Genomic DNA, 17,113 nt, shown 5'->3' on the forward strand with positions numbered 1-17,113 from the left:
CCCCCTTTCGAACCGGACACAGAGCCGGGCCGCCCAGGGGCGGGCGGTCCACCGGACGAGAGGGACACAAACGCATGAGTTCCGTTCTGCATCCGCCGAGTTCGGGCCAAGATCCGTTAATGGCCACCCACTACCGGCCCATCTCCACTCACCTCGCGATCACTCCGCCGGTGAGCGTGGTGATTCCCGCCATGAATGAGGCGGAGAATCTCCCCTACGTCTTCAAGACCCTTCCTGACTGGATACAGGAAGTGGTTCTTGTGGACGGCAATTCCACCGACGACACGGTCGAGGTGGCCCGCTCGCTGTGGCCCGCGGTGAAGGTCGTCGAACAGCAGGGCAAGGGCAAGGGGGATGCCCTGATCACCGGATTCGAGGCGTGCAGCGGCGACATCATCGTGATGGTCGACGCGGACGGCTCGGCCGACGGCAACGAGATCGTGTCGTACGTCTCCGCCCTCGTCTCGGGCGCCGACTTCGCCAAGGGCTCGCGTTTCGCCAACGGCGGCGGCACGGACGACATGACCTTCATCCGCAAGCTCGGCAACTGGGCGCTGTGCACCGTCGTCAACCGCAAGTTCGGCGCCCGCTACACCGATCTCTGCTACGGGTACAACGCGTTCTGGCGGCACTGCCTCGACAAGATCGACCTGGACTGCACCGGCTTCGAGGTCGAGACCCTCATGAACATCAGAGTGGTCAAGGCAGGGCTGAAGGTCCAGGAGATCCCCAGCCACGAGTACCTCCGCATCCACGGCACGAGCAATCTGCGGGCCGTGCGGGACGGGCTGCGGGTGCTCAAGGTCATCCTCAAGGAGCGCTCCAACCGGCGCGCGCTGCGCCGCGAGGCCCGTCAGGCGCGCCTGCTGAACGCCGGGCAGGGAGAGGTGTCTTGACGGATCCCGACATCTCCGTCGTGATCTGCGTGTACACCGAGGACCGCTGGGAGGACATCCTCGCAGCGGTCTCCTCGGTGCGCGCGCAGTCGTATCCGGCGCTGGAGACGCTCCTGGTCGTGGACCACAACCCGGTCCTGCTGGACCGGCTGGCCCGCGAGTACAAGGAGTACGAGAAGGGCGCGGCGGCCGGTGACGTCCGGGTGCTCGCCAACGCCGGCCCGCGCGGGCTGTCGGCCGGCCGCAACACCGGTATCGCCGCCTCGTACGGCGAGGTCATCGCCTTCCTGGACGACGACGCGGTGGCCGAGCGGGACTGGCTGCGGCGCTTCGCCGAGGGGTACGCCGATCCGCAGGTGATGGCGGTCGGCGGCCGTACGGTCCCCGTCTGGGCGTCGGGCCGCCGGCCCTCCTGGTTCCCGGAGGAGTTCGACTGGGTGGTGGGCTGCACCTACCGGGGGCTGCCGCCGGGCCGGGTCCGGGTCCGCAACGTGCTGGGCGGAAACGCCTCGTTCCGGCGTACGGCGTTCACGGCGGCGGGCGGTTTCGCCACCGGCATCGGCCGCGACGGCGACCGGCGCCCGCTGGGCTGCGAGGAGACGGAACTGTGCATCCGGCTAACCCGGGCCCGCCCCGACGCCGTTCTCCTCATCGACGACCGCGCGGTGATCCACCACCGGGTGCCCGAGGCCCGCGAGCACTTCGCGTACTTCCGTACCCGTGCCTACGCGGAAGGCCTCTCGAAGGCACTGGTGGCCCGCAGTGTCGGCGCGGACAAGGGGCTGGAGTCCGAGCGCCGGTACACCACCCGGGTGCTGCCCGCCGGGGTCGCCCGCGGGCTGCGGGACGCGATGTTCGCCCGCCCGGGCGGCGCCGGGCGCGCGGGCGCGATCGTCGCGGGGGTGCTCACGGCGGCGGGCGGCTACGTGGTGGGCAGTGTGCGGGCACGAAGGGGCGGGACGGCGTTCTCCGTCGCACCGGTCGAGCAGGGGTCCCCGAGCGGCACGGGCGCAGGGACCGGGGGGGAACGCCCATGAGCCACACGGGCGCAGGGACCGAGGGGGAACGTCCATGAGCCACACGGGCGCAGGGACCGAGGGAGAACGTCCATGAGCCACACGGGCGTACGGATCGAGGGGGAAACGCCCATGAGCGGCACTGCCGTACCGATCCTCATGTACCACGCGGTGGCGACCGCACCGGGCGACGCCACCCGGGCCCTGTCGGTCGCCCCGGAGGCGTTCGCCGAGCAGATGGCGCTCATCGGCGACCTGGGCCTGACCCCGGTGACGACCGCGGACCTCGCGGCGCGCTGGCGGACCGGCCGTCCGCTGCCGGAGCGGCCCGTGCTGATCACCTTCGACGACGGCTACGAGGGCGTCCACCGCCATGCCCTGCCCGTGCTGGCCAAGCACGGCTTCCCGGCCACGCTGTTCGTCTCGACCGGCTGGATCAAGGGCGCCCACGACACCGGAGGCGGCCTGGACGTCATGCTCGACTGGCAGCAGGTGCGCGACCTCGCGGACGCCGGCGTCGAGATCGGCGGGCACAGCCACAGCCACCCGCAGCTCGACCAGCTCGACGACGCCGCGCTGCGCTCGGAGCTGGTCCGCAGCACGGAGATCGTCAGCGGCGAACTCGGATCGCGTCCCGTGTCGTTCGCCTACCCGTACGGCTACTCCAGCCGCCGGGTCCGGCGGGCCGTGCGGGAGGCCGGGTACGCCCAGGCGCTCGCCGTCGGCAACGCTCTCGCCCGGCGCGCGCAGGGGCCCTACGCCCTGCAGCGCGTCACCGTCCGCCGCAGCACGGGCGTCGAGGAGTTCCAGCGGCTGCTCGAAGGCCGCGCCATCGCCCGCAACTTCGCCAGGGACCGCGCCCTCACCCAGGGGTACGCCCTCGTCCGCAGAGCACGCCAGGTCCGCCGGAAGGCCATCCGTTCCCGTGTCTGACACGACCACCACCACCGAGGCCGCGACGTCCGAGCCCGAGGCGCCCGCACCGTCCGGGCGCCGCCTGAGGCTGCCCGGGACGGGCCGGCCGGGCGGCGGCAGCCCGCTGTTCCGCAACGCCTACGCCCTGATGCTCAACACCGGCATCTCCGCCGTCCTCGGGCTGGGCTTCTGGCTGGCCGCGGCCCGCTACTACTCCGAGTCGGCGGTCGGGCAGGGCTCGGCCGCCATCGCCGCGATGAAGCTGCTCGCCGGGCTGACCGCGGTGACCCTGACCGGTGCCCTGGCCCGCTTCATCCCGGTGTCCGGGCAGCGCACAGGACGGCTCGTCTTCCGTACCTACGCGGGCAGTTCGCTGATCGTGGCCCTCGCGGCGGGCGTGTTCCTGATGACCCTGGACGCGTGGGGGCCGTCGTACCGCTTCCTGCACGGGCCCGTCAACGGCCTCGGGTTCATCGCGGCCGTCATCGCCTGGAACCTGCTCACGCTCCAGGACGGAGTGCTGACCGGGCTGCGCAGCGCGCCCTGGGTGCCGGTGGGCAACACCGTGTTCTCGGCGGTGAAGCTGGGGCTGCTCGTCGCGTTCGCCGTGGCGATCCCGGCCGCCGGCGTCTTCGTGTCCTGGGTCGCCGCGATCGCCACCTCGGTGGTGCCGCTGGGCTGGCTGGTGTTCCGGCGGCTGGTGCCCCGGCACGTCAGGGCGACCGAGAACCACGCCAGGCCGCCGACGCTCAAGGAGATCGGACGGTTCCTCGCCGGGGACTACACCGGCTCGCTGTTCTCGCTCGCCGTGGTCTACCTGGTACCGGTGATCATCGCCTCGCAGGTCAGCTCCGAGGACAACGCGTACTTCTACATCACCACCACCATCGGCGGCACGACCAACCTGCTCGCCATCAACATGGGCGCCTCCCTGACGGTGGAGGGCTCGCACGATCCGGGGCGGCTGGCCACCGACACCCGGGCCGCACTGAAGCGGATGACCCGGATCATGCTGCCGATCGCTGCCGTGCTGTTCGTCGGCGCACCCTGGATCCTGGGCGTCTTCGGCGACGGCTACGCGCACGCGGCGACACCGCTGCTGCGCTGGTTCGCGGTCGGTGCACTGCTGCGGGTCGTGATGGAGACGTACTTCGCGGTGCTGCGCGCGCAGAGCCGCACCGCCCCACTCGCCTGGCTGCAGGGCCTGCTCTGCCTGCTGGTGCTCGGACTGACGCTGCTGCTCCTGCCCCGGATGGGCCTGACCGGCGCGGGCGTCGCCGAGATCTCCAGCCTCACGGTGATCGTGGCGATCGCCGCGCCCAAGCTGTGGAAGACGCTGCGGGCCGCACCGCAGGCCGCACCGGACGCGGCCGCAGCGGACGGGGACCTGTCCGACCTGGGGGCGCTCCCCCACTCCCGGCCCCGCCCGAACGGGGCGACCCCCAGGAGCCGGGGCACCCTCACGAGTGGGGGGACCTCCGCCGCCCCGGCGCGCCGGCCGGGCCCGGCCTGGGCACTGGACCGCGACACCCTCGCCCTCGGCATCCACGTCGACTTCGACCACGTCGAACGCCGGCCGGACGTCCGTCCCGGCCCCGGCACCCCGCCCACCGGCACACCCGTGCCGCTGCCGGCCGAGGGGCCGGAGCCGGGTGCCGAGGCATCCGTGGGCCCGGCCGAGGCAGCGCTGCTGCGGGAGGCGGTGGTCGACGCGCCGTTCGACGAGGAGGCGGCGGCCGGGAGCGCCGCACCGCAGGACGTCCTGCCACAGAACGTCCTGCCGCAGGACTTCGTACCGCGAGACGTCGTTCGGCCGGACGTCATGCATGAGGACCCCGTACCCGAGGACCTCGTACCGGAGGACCTCGTACTCGATGGGGCGCCGCCCGAGCCGCAGGGGCGGCTGATGCCGACCCGCTCCGGTGTCGTCCTCGGCTGCCTGCTGATCGCCGCACTGCTGCTGTACTGGGTGCCCGCGCTGCGGCTCGGCGAGGCCGATCTGGACCGGATGGGCGGGCTCGGCCTGGTCTCCGTGCTGCCGCTGCCGACGCTGGTGGGGGCCGCGCTGCTGATCACCGTGTTCGCCTCGCTGCTCTGGCTGCGCCGCGAGCACCGCGCCCTGCTGTTGGTCACCCTGCTGGCGACCGTGGTGTCCCTGCACGCGCTGCCCGCGGTGCTGGAGACGGAGCCGCGGTTCGCGACGGCCTGGCAGCACCTCGGCTTCATCGACTACATCGACCGCACCGGGTCCGCCGTACCGGACCTGGACGCGCGCTGGAGCTGGCCGGGCTTCTTCGCGGCGGCCGCGTTCGTCGCCCGGGCGTGCGGGGTCGACGACTTCACGGAGATCATCCGGTGGTGGCCGACGGCGATCCAGCTCGCCTATCTGGCCCCGATGTTCCTGCTGACCCGCTCGCTGCGGGCGAGCTGGCGTGCCAGGTGGACCGGCGTGTGGCTCTTCGTCCTGTGCGGCTGGGTCGGCCAGGACTACTTCTCGCCACAGGGCTTCACGTACCTCCTCTACCTCGTCTTCGTGGCGATCCTGCTGGTCTGGTTCCGTGCGCCGCACGTGGTGTGGGCGACGTTCCGTCCGGGCGAGGCCGAGGTGGAGCCCGCCGACCGGCGTCAGCGTGCCGTGCTGCTGCTGGTGGTGATCGGCCTGTACGCGGCGAGCGTTCCGGCGCACCAGCTCACCCCGTTCATGATGCTCGGTGTGCTCGCCGCCCTGGTGCTGCTGGGCCGGTCGGAACTGCGCGGCCTGCCCGTCCTGTTCGCGGTGCTGGTCGCGGCCTGGGTCGGTTTCATGGCCGAGCCGTACTGGTCCGGGCACTTCAACGACCTCTTCGGCGGGGTCGGCGGGGTCGGCAGCAATGTCTCGACGTCCGTCTCCGGCCGGATCCAGGGCGGGAGTTCGACACACAAGCTGGTGCTGTACACCCGGGTGCTGCTGGCCGGCTCGGTGATGGCCTTCGCCTGCTGGGGCTGGTGGCGGCGGCGCTTCCACCGCTACCGCGAGCGGTCGCTGCTGGTGCTCACCTTCATCCCGTTCCTCGGTTTCGGCATGCAGTCGTACGGCGGTGAGATGGCGCTGCGCGTCTTCATGTTCGCCGTGCCGGGCGCGGCCCTGCTCGGTGCTCTCGCCCTCTTCCCGCGCGCCGGCGCCACCGCCGAGGAGCGGGCGAAGGACCGGGTGAGCCTCGCCCCGCTGGCCGCGCTGCTGGCCGGTCTGCTGCTGATGGGCGGCTTCCTGGTGGCCCGCTGGGGCAACGAGACGTTCGAGCGGACCCGGCCCGGCGAGGTCGCGGCCATGGACTGGGTGTACGCCCACGACAGACCGACGGTACGGCTGCTGTGGCTCACCCAGGACACGGTCAACGACGTCACCCCGGCGTTGCCGTGGGGCGCGCGGGACATGGAACGCGTGAACTATGTGCCGACGCTCGCACCCGCCGACCCGGTGCTGGTATCGAGCCTGGTCAAGGCGCTCAAGGACGCGGGCCCGCACTCCTATCTGATGATCAACGAGAGTCAGGTCACGTATCTGGAGCTGGACGCGGGCTACTCGGCGACCTGGGAGTCCCGACTGATCCACAACCTGGACAGCCGTCAGGAGCTGACGAAGGTCCTGGTCAACGACGACGTCACGATGTACGCGCTGCGGGGGCAGCCGGCGGGCCCGGTGCCGAAGCCGGACCCGGGCCCGATCGGGCCGCAGGTGACGTGGACGACGTGGTCGGTGGTCGGCGCGCTGGCTGCCGTCGCGCTGATCCTGCTGCTGACCGCGCGCGAGGTGGTCCGGGTCGCGGTGCGGCCCGGGGTGCGGCAACTGCGGTGGCTGCAGGGCAGCTTCTGGTTCTCGCTGCCCCTGCTGGCGGTGCTGCTGGCCTCGCTGGTTCAGCGGTTCCTGACGATGAAGTGACGGATGAAGTTACGGCTGAAGTGACGGCTGAAGTAACGGCTGAAGTGACGGCTGCGGGGTGGTGACTGCGGGGTGGTGGCTCAGCGATCGAGCCACTTCACCTCGTAGGCCTTCATGTCGAACCGCTTGCCGTCGACCTGCGCGCTGATCGGCCGACCGAGGGTGTTGACCACGAGGACCGTCCTGCCGCCGGCCAGCACCCGTACGTTGGGCACGTCGTCCTGGGCGACGGACACGGTCCCGTACCCGGTGCCGGGCGGGAACGCCCTGCCGAAGCGGGACACCAGGTCGTACATGGGCAGTGCCCTGCCCCCGCCCGCGCTGTCGGTCGGCGTCCACAGACAGCCGGGGCAGTCGGTCCCGTTCTTGCGCTCCGGGTTCCAGTAGAAGCCGGAGTCGGCGCCGCCCTTGGCCATGGCGATCAGCCCGGCCGCGTGGACGGCGATGCGGTGCGCCTCGGTCCAGCCCCTGCGGGCGTCCTTGGCGTCGGCGGGTTCGACGTAGTACTCGGCCCACCACAGGGGAAGGTCACGGGTCTGGCGCCGCACCCACTGGCCGACCGCGGTGAGCTTGTCGGTGGCGGCGAACTCGTCGGGCAGCAGATCGTCGTCGTTGGTGTAGCTGGAGCCGTCCACGACCACGAAGTCGGCGCCGGCCTTGTGGGCGTTCCAGTAGCCGAAGGCGTCGAGGACCCGCTGGTCCATGGCGCCCCAGGGGCCCCGGACGGCGGTCGAGGCGTTCTCCTGCTGCCGCGGGTCGACGCTGTCCATGGCGAGGTAGGGGCCGCCGACCATGAGGGTCCTGTCGACCTTCTTCAGCGCCTTGTAGACGAGGTTGTACATCGCCGTGTAGCCCTCGTAGTCCCAGCGGCCTTCGGCGTCGTTCCAGAAGCCCTTGAACTCGTTCCAGACGATGAAGTGGCGTACGTCGGGATAGCGCTTGGCGACGGTCGCAGCCAGGTCGGCGAAGTCCTGGTAGTGGGCCGGGGTGGGCGCGGTCTCCAGAGCGGGGCGGCTCCAGTCGGTGTTGCCGACGCCGGCCCTGCCGCCCTTCATCCAGTCCGGCGAACAGCACAGCGTGACCACGGGGGTGCCGCCGGACCTGCGGATGAAGTCGATGCGGCGGTCCATCGCGCCGAAGTCGTAATGGCCCTTCACCGGCTCGGGGTTGTCGGCGCCCCAGCCCATGATCGCCTGGTCCTGCGGCAGCCCGCCGTCCTTCGCCAGCAGTTGCTCGACCCGCCCGGTGGCCGTGCCGCTGCCCTGGTCGCCGCTGTACTGGGTGTGGGTGAAGCCCCAGCCCACGTACGGCTGCGGATGCGCCGGCGGGGTGGCGGGCGTGCCGTGCACCCGGTCGCCGTCGGGCGAGGTGCCGACGGTGCTTCCGCCTCCCCCGGGCAGCGTGTTGAGCAGGGTCACCACCAGGGCCAGAGCGGCCACTCCCACACCGAGCAGGGCGGTGAGCCGCCAGCGCCCAGCCCCCGTATACCACCCATGACGTCCCATCACGGACAACAGTAACGGCGGAACCCACGGCAGGGGCAGTCTTGGGAACACCCGGAACAAAAGGGACCGGTGAGGCCGCTGGTGCGGTCGCCGGCGAGGCGCCGGGAGGCCGCCGGTGCCCCCGCCGGGAGGCCACTGGTGAGGCCGCCGGTGCGGTGCGGCGGCCCGGCGGGGGCGTGCGGTACGGCGCCCCCGCCGGGGCCCGGGGCTGCCTCGGTGCGCCCTGCGCCGCGCGTGCGCGGCCGGCCCCCGCGGCCCCCACGGCCCGCCGGTCGCCCATCGCTCCCGGGCGGGTCCCGAACGCCGCCGAACGGCTCCCCGACGCCGCCGATCCGCTCGCGATCCACTCGCGAACTGCTCGCGAACCGCTCGCGAACCGCTCTTCCGGCGGAGCGTGGAGCGGCGGAAATGCCGTGCACGGAGCGCATGGGTGCCGGATCATGGCGGCATGTCTGCGAACCCACACGACGCTCTGCCGATCCGGCTCCACGTCGACGACTCCGACTCGCCCTCCGACGTCGTCGACGCGCTGTTCCTCGGCCGCTTCGCGACGGGCGAGCAGCCGTACTCGCACGCCGCGAACATCGACCGGGTGCGCTCGGGCGCGACGCTGCTGCCGGACGGCGCCCGGGTGCTGCGGGTCGCCCGCGACGACGACCGCAGCGCCACCCTCGCCGAGGGCGAGGGCTGGACCCTGCTGGTCTCGCGGTGGAACCGCGGCGCGGACGTCACCGTGACCGCAACCAGTGCCGAGCTGGCCAAGGACGTCCTCCACCGGGCCACGGACGGCGCGTCCGACGAGCCGGAGCCCCAGCCGGAGAACGTGACCATGGGCTTTTGGTACGTCTCCCCGCGGCGCGGCCCGCACCGCACCACCCGGCAGATCTCCGCGGGCACCTGGGAGGAGGTCCGGCCCAACTACACCGCGCCCGTGGCGGACGCGATGAACCGCCTGATGGAGACCACTCCCGAGGACATCGCGGGCCGTCTTCTGCTCCTGCACGGCCCACCGGGCACCGGCAAGACCTCGGCCCTGCGCACGCTGGCCCGCTCCTGGCGGGAGTGGTGCCAGGTGGACTGCGTCCTCGATCCCGAGCGGCTCTTCTCCGACGTCGGCTATCTGATGGACATCGCGATCGGCGAGGAGGACAGCGCGGGCAAGGGCCGCTGGCGTCTTCTCCTCCTGGAGGACTGCGACGAGCTGATCCGCGGCGAGGCCAAGCACACCGCGGGCCAGGCCCTGTCCCGGCTGCTCAACCTCACCGACGGCCTGCTCGGCCAGGGCCGCAACGTCCTGGTGGGCGTGACCACCAACGAGGACCTGGAGCGCCTGCACCCGGCCGTGGTCCGCCCCGGCCGCTGCCTGGCCCGCATCGAGGTCGGCCCGCTGACCCGCCGCGAGGCGGTGAACTGGCTCGGCACGGAGGAGGGCGTCGGCCGCGAGGGCGCGACCCTGGCCGAGCTGTACGCGCTGCGCCGGGGCACGGCGCCGACGTCGGTGCCGGGAGCACGGGACGGGGCGGACGCGGGCCTGTATCTGTAACGGGACAGGGCGGACGCGGGCCTGTATCTGTAGAGGTCGCGTTCGGGTGTTTTGATGGATGTATGACCCTGTTCGTCGGCACGTCGGGGTGGCAGTACAAGGACTGGCGGGACGTGGTGTACCCGCCGGGGGTCCCGACGCGGCTGTGGCTGGAGGAATACACGCGGCTCTTCGCGACGGTGGAGATCAACAACGCGTTCTACCGTCTCCCCTCCCTGGAGAACTTCGAGGCCTGGCGGGACCGGGTGCCCGCGGACTTCGTGGTCGCGGTCAAGGCCAGCCGCTACCTGACCCACATCAAGCGGCTGAAGGACCCAGGGGAGCCGGTCGACCGCCTGATGAGCCATGCGGCGGGCCTGGGCGACCGGCTGGGCCCGGTCCTCCTCCAGCTCCCGCCGACCCTGCGCGTGGACGCGGCCCTGCTCGACGCCTGCCTGGCCTGCTTCCCCGAGAGCACGAGGGTCGCGGTCGAGCCGCGCCACGACTCCTGGTGGACGCCGCAGGTGCGCGGGGTGCTGGAGACCCGGGGTGCAGCCCTGTGCTGGGCCGATGTCCGGGGCCGACCGGTGATCCCGCTGTGGCGCACCACCGGCTGGGGCTACGTCCGCTTCCACGAGGGCCTGGCCCGGCCCTGGCCGCGCTACGGCCGCCGCTGCCTGGAGACCTGGGTGGACCGCATCGCGACGACCTGGTCCGGCACGGACGACGTCTACGCGTACTTCAACAACGATCCGGGCGCAGCGGCGGTGGAGGACGCGGTGGCGTTCGGGAAGGCGGCTCGGCGGGCGGGACTGACGGTGACACGGACACCGGAGCCGGCGAAACTCCCGTGACCGCATGTCCGCCACTGCGCCGCAGGTCCCCCACTGCGCCGCAGGTCCGCCGCCACTCCGCAGGTCCGTCACCACTCCACGTGGACGCCACCACTCCGCATGTCCGGCGCTACTCCGCGCGTCGGTCACCACTCCGCTTGTCCGCCACCACGGCCACGGGCGCGCATTCCGGCGGCACCGGCACCCTGCTCGGCCCAGGACCGGACATCCCCTACTCCCGGTAGGCCGCCCGCAGGGCGTCCCGCACCGCCCCCAACGCCTCGTCCTCGGTGAGGCCGAGCCGCTTCGCCCGCTCCGCGTACCCCTGCGCGGCGGCCGCGGCCTGGCGCTCCGCGGCGGAGCCGGCGGCAGCCACGAACGTTCCGTTGCGCCCCCGCGTCTCGATCACGCCGTCGCCCTCCAGTGCCCGGTAGGCCTTGGCCACCGTGTTCACCGCGAGCCCCAGCGACTCTGCCAGCCCCCGCACGGTCGGCAGCCGGTACCCGACCGGCAGCGCTCCGGACCGCGCCTGCTCGGAAATCTGCGCCCGCACCTGCTCGAACGGCGCCGCGCTGTCATCGATATGGATCTTCAGGCTCACAGCGCCGATTGTCCCGTACCCGGCGGAAAATGAGAGGCAGCACAGCGCGTCTGCCCGTACGGTGCCTCCCCATGACAGTGATCGTCCGCGACCTGCGCCCCGGCGTCCCGTCCGACGCCGAGGGCTTCGCCCGGGTCCGCCATCTCGCCCTTCCGTACATCCTGTTCACCCCGGACTCGGTCCGCCACCTGCTCACGCACAGCCATCCGGACGCCCGCTTCCGCTCCCTCGTCGCGGTGGAGGACGACGAGGTGATCGGCACGGCCCAGGTCGCCCTGGTGCACGACAGCCCGGAGCCGGGCCAGGCGTACGTCAACGTCTACGTACGCCCGGACCGGACCCGCCGTGGTGCCGGCCGGCTCCTCGTGCGGGCCGCCGAGGAGTACCTCACCGCCCTCGGCGCGACCAGGCTGTACTCCTGGGTCCTGGACGAGCCGGGCAACCGCGCCTTCGCCGAGAAGCAGGGCTACACGAGCGGCCGTCCCGCGCACTTCCTCCGCCTCGACCTGGCGGGCGGCACGCTGCCACCGCTCCCCGAGGTCCCGCAGGGCGTCGAGCTGCGCACGGCGGCCGAGTTCGCGGACGACCCGCGCCCGCTGTTCGAGCTGGACGCGGAGACGGTGCGGGACGAACCCGGGGACGTCGCCGTCGAGTTCACGGACTACGAGGCCTGGCTGGAGCAGAACTGGAGGCATCCGCTGCTGGACCGCGAGCTGACCATGGCCGCGGTGGTGGACGGCCGTCCGGTCGCCTTCAGCGTGGCCTACACCGACGGCGCCGGCCGCTACTCCACCGCGATGACCGGTACCGCCCGCGCCCACCGCGGCCGCGGCCTGGCGAAGCTTGCCAAGATCCACTCGCTGTACCGGGCCCGCGCCGCCGGTGTCACCGAGGCCTTCACGGGCAACGACGCCGGCAACGATCCGATGATCGCGATCAACGAGTGGCTCGGGTACGAGATCTGCGCTACGGAGGTGCGCCATGTCCGCGAACTCGGCTGAGCCCGCAGGGCGGGTGGAGGTCGTCCTGGTCAAGGGCGGCCGCACGAAGATCCGGTACCCGGCGCAGCTGCTGCACGACGACGGTGTCCACATCTGCGTCCGCGCCCCGTGGGCGGGCGAGGGCGCCCGTGACTTCGGCTTCGTGCGCTTCGAGGCGGGCGATGTGTTCACCGAGCACTACTGGCGCGACCGCTGGTACTCGGTCAAGGAGGTCCGGGCCGGGGACGGCACCGTCAAGGGGTGGTACTGCGACATCACGCGCCCGTCCGTGCGGTCCGGCGCGGAGCTGGTCGTCGAGGACCTGGATCTGGACCTGTGGCGCTCGGCCGACGGCACGGACGTACGGCGCCTGGACGAGGACGAGTTCGCCGAGAGCGGGCTGGCGCGGACGGACCCCGAGGCCGCGGCCGCCGCCGTGGCCGCCCTGGACGAACTGGAGGCACGGGCCCGCACAGCCGGCTTCGAGGACCTGCTGGCCTGACGCAGCACGTCCCCTGCCCCCGGCTCCTCCTCGCTCCTCCTCGCTCCCCTCTCTCTGCTCCTTCTCCTTGCCCTTCCGGTCACACCGTCGCCAGCACCGCGTACCGCTCGTCGTCCACGGTCCTCCCCCACAGCAACGGGTCGCCGGACAGCCACTCCGTGCGTACGTCCCGGGCGACGGGCTCCAGCAGGGCGGTGAGCCGGGCGGCGGGTATCCCGACGGGGCTGAGAGTCCCCCAAACGCCCTCGACCAGCAGGAGCAGGCCCTCGGGACGCAGCAGGGCCTGCCAGTGCCGCAGGACGCGCGCGGGGTCGGGCAGCGCCCACAGCACATGACGGGCGAGGACGACGTCGTAGCGCCGCTCTCCCACCGGCGGGGCCGTGGCGTCCCCGTGCAGGACCACCGCGTCGCGTCCGGCGAGCTTGGCCCGGGCCCGCCCGACCATCGCCGGGGACCGGTCGACCCCGGTGACCCGGTGTCCCTGCTCGGCCGCGAGGAGCGACAGGCTGCCGGTGCCGCAGCCGAGGTCGAGGACGTCGGCGGGGCGCTCGGGCAGCCAGGAGCGGAGTCTGGCCGCCCAGGCGGCCCGCACCTCGGGGGCGCGCAGCCCGTGGTCCGGCTCGTCGTCGAACGTGGCCGCCGCCTCGTCCCAGTCCACGTCGGCACCCACCGCAACCGCCTGTTCACGCTCGCTCGTCATGCCCCAAGAGTGACACCCGCCACTGACAGTCCCGACGTGACAGCCGCCACTGACAGACGGGCACCGATGAGGAACTCTCCCCGAAAGGGTCCACCTCCGTGACGACGCGACGAACACGGAAGCGGGTGGGCACCGAAGGAGGCAGCCATGCGCCGCATGACCGTGCAGAAGCCCCTGAAGAGGACCGACAGCCGCCGGGTCCGAGAAGAGGCGGAGGAACGCCCCGCGGGGCGTCCCGAGGTGCGCAAGGACATCGCCCGCACCTGGTGGCCGGAAGGCTGACCGCCCCCACCCGCCCCACACCGGCCCAGCCACTCCTGAAGCCGACCCAGCCGTTCCCGCGGTCGACCGCTCCAGAAGCCGACCCAGCCGTTCCCGGGACCGACCGCCGGCTGCTGCCACCTACACGGTGGTGGCGGACGAAGTCGGGCACCTAAAGACTGTCCCGCATCGGCAGAACCTGCGCGGCAGTGCCCGGAGCGAGCCAGGTCGGAGGCTGGTGGGAGCCTGGTGGGAGGCTTGTGGCGTGCTGATTGAGGGATACGACGGCTGGCCGTTGGCCGCTGAAGAGCCACTGGTAGCCCGGCCGGGGTTCTGGTCGAACCACTTGTTGGGCTCGTGTTGTCGTGATGTGGGTGCCGTGCCGGAGTCGTTCGGCGATGACGGAGCCGACGTTGATGCCATGTCAGAGGTACTCATGGATCCCGAGCGGTGGCCGGTGTTCCGGGTGCCGCTCAACAGTGGCCAGTGACGACCAACGACGACCGCCAAGCGCCCGTGCCCGCCACTCCTGACCAGTAAAATCCAGCTCCCCGAGGTCCCCGGCAAGACTCAGGGCAAGAAGTCATCTCAAAATTCCGTCGCGTGACGGATCCGGCAGGTTGTGCCAGGCGTGACCACATCCCCCGGCGCAGTACAGCATCCGCCTGCGGGTGTCGGCGATGCTGAAGAGGGCGAGGAGCAGGCGGAAGGACTCGGTGAGTTCATAGGCCGGAAGGGCTTCCATTCCGAAGCGCCACTTCGTGAGCATCACCGCCGGCGTGTGAGTGGGGCGGATGCCGGAACGCGCGATGCTCTCCGGCACGTCCTCCTGGCAGGCGCGGGCCTGCTCGCAGAACAGTGCCAGTGCGTGCAAGACTTTACGCTGGTCATCCTCTGAGAGGCCCTCGAACCACTCGACGCCTTCGGCCACCGGTCTGAGCCCCTGTGCGAGTCCGTTCAGGATCACCTCGTGTGCGTATGACACAGACTTCCACCCCCATGGTTCAGACCGACGGTACGCGCACTGCCACCCGTGAGCAGTACGGTTTCTCGTGCCCTGATGCCACTGCCATCCGACGCAGGCCGCGGGCTCCCGGTCGAACAGCGCAGCGCCTTCCGGGTGACTCTCGTCCCGAGTGAGTGTCCAACTGCGTGACAACGCAGGCGAACAGCGGCGGACAAGCACGGACGTCTGTGGACCATCGCCGCAGGTGAGAGGCACAGCAGTCCAAGGCTGAGCGCCTGTACAAGTTGCTTCGGGACGAACAGTCAGTCATCCGCGTCTTCTGGACCGACGTCGCGGAAGACGCTTCTGTAGTCACCACTCCGGACGAGTTCATCGACGACCTCGACCATCCGGGGAATGCCTCGGTCGCGGACGATCAGCCCATCCCAGACGTAGAAGTACCTGCCGCCGAGGCATTCCCCGGTCTGTCGCCGACGGTCCATGGTGCGTTGGACATCGTCCAGGGTGTAGATCGTCCCTGACCAGCGTTCCCCGTTGTCGAAGACCACCCACATGTCGACGTCATCGATCTCGTCGAGGGGTACCCCGAAATCTGGCACAAAGCAGATCTCGTAGCCGTCACGGTGAACGCGGTAGAACGCCCCGTCCCACACCACGTTGTCTCCCAACGACTCGGCCGCTCAAAGCGGATGTCAGCCCCCCCCCTGGCGCGGCTCAAACGGGCTGGCCTTTCCGTAATGGGCCGCTGCCGTGGACCTTCAGCTACCGGCCGACACAGGCGGGGAGATCGTAGAGCAGCGTTGAGTGCTACCGCATCGCCATTTCCCGCCCGGCCAGCCGGAGCCCGAGCCGTCCCTGGGCCGCGCGACGACACCCGCGTCGCTCTGCCGCAGGTCAGCTGATCAAGCCCCTGCTGGATCACCTGAGCTTCCCAAGCCGAGTGCTTCGCCGTCTGAGCTCCCCTGTCTGAGAGGTGCGGCAGGAGCGTGAGCGGAAGGCCGCGTATCAGGAGCAGCAGGCCAAGCAGGCGCAGGTGCTCACGATCGGGGTCGAGCACGAAGTTGCCACGAGACCGTACTCCCGACCGAACTCACCGCATAGCCTCAAGACGAGATCACCGAGTGGCCGTTGATACACCACTCCAGCGGACGTGACCCGTCCGGCGGCGGACGGACGCGGACTGCCACGGATGGCGGCACCGCTCGGGAGCAGGTGGCGTAGGGCTCCCCGCGCCTCCTTCCTGAGCCCCCCGTTAGCCCCGTCTTAACGGCACCATAAGGATCTCCATCCCCCGCCCTCAGCAGGCGATTTCGCGGTTACTCGGGGCTAGCTTCGGATCGCCCCCACGGGTTTCGGCCCACCCGAGGACCGTTCGAGGAGTTCCCCATGTCCGTCCGCCGCACGGCCGCCGCCGTCGTCGCTCTCGGCGCGATGCCGCTCGCCCTGACCGCGCTGGCCGCCGCGCCCGCCCTCGCGCACGGCTCGATGGGGGACCCGGTCAGCAGGGTGTCGCAGTGCTACGCGGAGGGCCCCGAGAGCCCCAGGTCGGCGGCGTGCAAGGCGGCGGTCGCGGCCGGCGGCACGCAGGCGCTCTACGACTGGAACGGCATCCGCATCGGCGACGCCGCCGGACAGCACCAGAAGCTGATCCCGGACGGCAAGCTGTGCAGCGCGAACAACGAGGAGTTCAAGGGGCTCGACCTGGCCCGCGCGGACTGGCCGGCGACGAGTGTGAAGAGCGGCTCGTACAGCTTCAAGTACCGCGTGACCGCCCCGCACAAGGGCACCTTCAAGGTCTACCTCACCAAGTCCGGCTACGACGCGACGAAGCCGCTGGCCTGGGGGGACCTGGACCTGGAGCACCCGGTCGCGACGGCCACCGACCCGGTCGCCTCGGGCGGCTTCTACACGTTCTCCGGCACGCTGCCCGAGCGTTCGGGCAGACAGCTCCTGTATGCGGTCTGGCAGCGCTCGGACAGCCCGGAGGCTTTCTACTCCTGCTCGGACGTCGTGTTCGGGGGCAGCGGCGACACCGGAGGCCGCAGCGGCACGGGCGGTGGGAGCAACGCCGGGGGCGACAGCGGCTCGGGGGGCGGGACCGGCGCAGCCCCGACGGCCTCGGCGCCGTCCGACGAGCAGATCGAGGCCGGTGCCGACAAGTCGACCATCGGCCACCACGGCCACGGCGGCCACGGCGGCCACGGCGGCAGCGACGACGCGAGCACGTCCGCCGAACCGACGGCGACGGCCGCGGCCGGCACCCGGGTGAACGAGCCGAAGACCGCCGGCACTTCCGGGAACCTCGCCGAGACCGGCGGCGACAGCAGCACGCCGTACCTCGCGGTCGGCGGAGCGGCGGCGCTGGCGCTCGGCTCGGCGGCGCTGTTCATGTCGGTGCGCCGGCGTGCCGCGGCCGGCCGGCACGGGCGCTGAACGCCGGTCGGCACGGGCGCTGAACAGGGTTCCGGGGCCTGACTGGCGGCTCAGGTCGGACAG

General features: G+C 71.6%; 15 protein-coding genes. 10 read left to right on the forward strand and 5 right to left on the reverse strand.

The window, feature by feature from the left end:
- Positions 1 to 74: 74 nt before the first annotated feature.
- The 4 genes from ACFZCP_RS37765 (at position 75) to ACFZCP_RS37780 (ending at position 6,746) form a co-directional block, all read left to right on the forward strand.
- Positions 75 to 896, forward strand: a complete 822-nt coding sequence (locus tag ACFZCP_RS37765; RefSeq protein ID WP_391438225.1) for a glycosyltransferase — start codon at positions 75 to 77, stop codon at positions 894 to 896.
- The gene (locus tag ACFZCP_RS37770; RefSeq protein WP_391438226.1) at positions 893 to 1,933 is read left to right on the forward strand and encodes a glycosyltransferase; all 1,041 of its coding nucleotides are present in this window, start codon (positions 893 to 895) and stop codon (positions 1,931 to 1,933) included. The genes ACFZCP_RS37765 and ACFZCP_RS37770 overlap by 4 nt, the downstream gene beginning before the upstream one ends.
- 111 nt (positions 1,934 to 2,044) lie before the next feature.
- Entirely contained in the window at positions 2,045 to 2,845 is an 801-nt protein-coding gene (locus ACFZCP_RS37775; protein WP_391438362.1) for a polysaccharide deacetylase family protein, read from the forward strand.
- Positions 2,838 to 6,746, forward strand: coding sequence for a lipopolysaccharide biosynthesis protein (locus ACFZCP_RS37780; protein ID WP_391438227.1), 3,909 nt, complete (start codon positions 2,838 to 2,840; stop codon positions 6,744 to 6,746). The genes ACFZCP_RS37775 and ACFZCP_RS37780 overlap by 8 nt, the downstream gene beginning before the upstream one ends.
- Positions 6,747 to 6,826: 80 nt before the next feature.
- Here the strand turns inward: ACFZCP_RS37780 and ACFZCP_RS37785 are convergent, their stop codons facing one another.
- Positions 6,827 to 8,251, reverse strand: a complete 1,425-nt coding sequence (locus tag ACFZCP_RS37785; protein WP_391438228.1) for a xylan 1,4-beta-xylosidase — start codon at positions 8,249 to 8,251, stop codon at positions 6,827 to 6,829.
- Positions 8,252 to 8,699: 448 nt separating this feature from the next.
- On the opposite strand from ACFZCP_RS37785, the gene ACFZCP_RS37790 reads away from it, so the two are divergent.
- Positions 8,700 to 9,794, forward strand: a complete 1,095-nt coding sequence (locus ACFZCP_RS37790; protein WP_362696008.1) for a DUF5925 domain-containing protein — start codon at positions 8,700 to 8,702, stop codon at positions 9,792 to 9,794.
- Between the two features lie 62 nt (positions 9,795 to 9,856).
- Positions 9,857 to 10,627, forward strand: a complete 771-nt coding sequence (locus ACFZCP_RS37795) for a DUF72 domain-containing protein (RefSeq protein WP_391438229.1) — start codon at positions 9,857 to 9,859, stop codon at positions 10,625 to 10,627.
- Between the two features lie 211 nt (positions 10,628 to 10,838).
- Here the strand turns inward: ACFZCP_RS37795 and ACFZCP_RS37800 are convergent, their stop codons facing one another.
- On the reverse strand, positions 10,839 to 11,207 hold the full coding sequence (locus ACFZCP_RS37800) for a GntR family transcriptional regulator (RefSeq protein ID WP_391438230.1): 369 nt from the start codon (positions 11,205 to 11,207) through the stop codon (positions 10,839 to 10,841).
- Positions 11,208 to 11,278: 71 nt separating this feature from the next.
- Between ACFZCP_RS37800 and ACFZCP_RS37805 the strand changes: the two genes are divergently transcribed.
- Both ACFZCP_RS37805 and ACFZCP_RS37810 read left to right on the forward strand, forming a co-directional pair.
- Positions 11,279 to 12,208, forward strand: a complete 930-nt coding sequence (locus ACFZCP_RS37805) for a GNAT family N-acetyltransferase (RefSeq protein ID WP_391438231.1) — start codon at positions 11,279 to 11,281, stop codon at positions 12,206 to 12,208.
- Positions 12,189 to 12,689 (forward strand): DUF402 domain-containing protein, encoded by a 501-nt coding sequence (locus ACFZCP_RS37810; protein WP_362696016.1) that lies wholly within the window; start codon positions 12,189 to 12,191, stop codon positions 12,687 to 12,689. Before ACFZCP_RS37805 ends, ACFZCP_RS37810 begins: the two co-directional genes overlap by 20 nt.
- Positions 12,690 to 12,768: 79 nt before the next feature.
- On the opposite strand, the gene ACFZCP_RS37815 is transcribed toward ACFZCP_RS37810, so the two are convergent.
- Entirely contained in the window at positions 12,769 to 13,389 is a 621-nt protein-coding gene (locus tag ACFZCP_RS37815; RefSeq protein ID WP_391438232.1) for a methyltransferase domain-containing protein, read from the reverse strand.
- A gap of 147 nt (positions 13,390 to 13,536) precedes the next feature.
- Between ACFZCP_RS37815 and ACFZCP_RS37820 the strand changes: the two genes are divergently transcribed.
- Positions 13,537 to 13,671: a hypothetical protein gene (locus ACFZCP_RS37820; protein WP_362696020.1), complete on the forward strand. Its 135-nt coding sequence runs from the start codon at positions 13,537 to 13,539 to the stop codon at positions 13,669 to 13,671.
- A 562-nt stretch (positions 13,672 to 14,233) separates the two neighbouring features.
- Here ACFZCP_RS37820 and ACFZCP_RS37825 read toward each other — a convergent pair.
- Entirely contained in the window at positions 14,234 to 14,617 is a 384-nt protein-coding gene (locus ACFZCP_RS37825; RefSeq protein WP_391438233.1) for a DUF5958 family protein, read from the reverse strand.
- A gap of 302 nt (positions 14,618 to 14,919) precedes the next feature.
- On the reverse strand, positions 14,920 to 15,273 hold the full coding sequence (locus ACFZCP_RS37830) for a hypothetical protein (protein ID WP_391438234.1): 354 nt from the start codon (positions 15,271 to 15,273) through the stop codon (positions 14,920 to 14,922).
- A 730-nt stretch (positions 15,274 to 16,003) separates the two neighbouring features.
- Between ACFZCP_RS37830 and ACFZCP_RS37835 the strand changes: the two genes are divergently transcribed.
- Complete coding sequence (locus ACFZCP_RS37835) at positions 16,004 to 17,050, forward strand: lytic polysaccharide monooxygenase (RefSeq protein WP_391438235.1); 1,047 nt, start codon at positions 16,004 to 16,006, stop codon at positions 17,048 to 17,050.
- The last annotated feature ends 63 nt before the right edge of the window (positions 17,051 to 17,113 follow it).

The sequence above is a fragment of the Streptomyces sp. NPDC007971 genome (assembly GCF_042958635.1).
Taxonomy (GTDB): Bacteria; Actinomycetota; Actinomycetes; order Streptomycetales; family Streptomycetaceae; genus Streptomyces.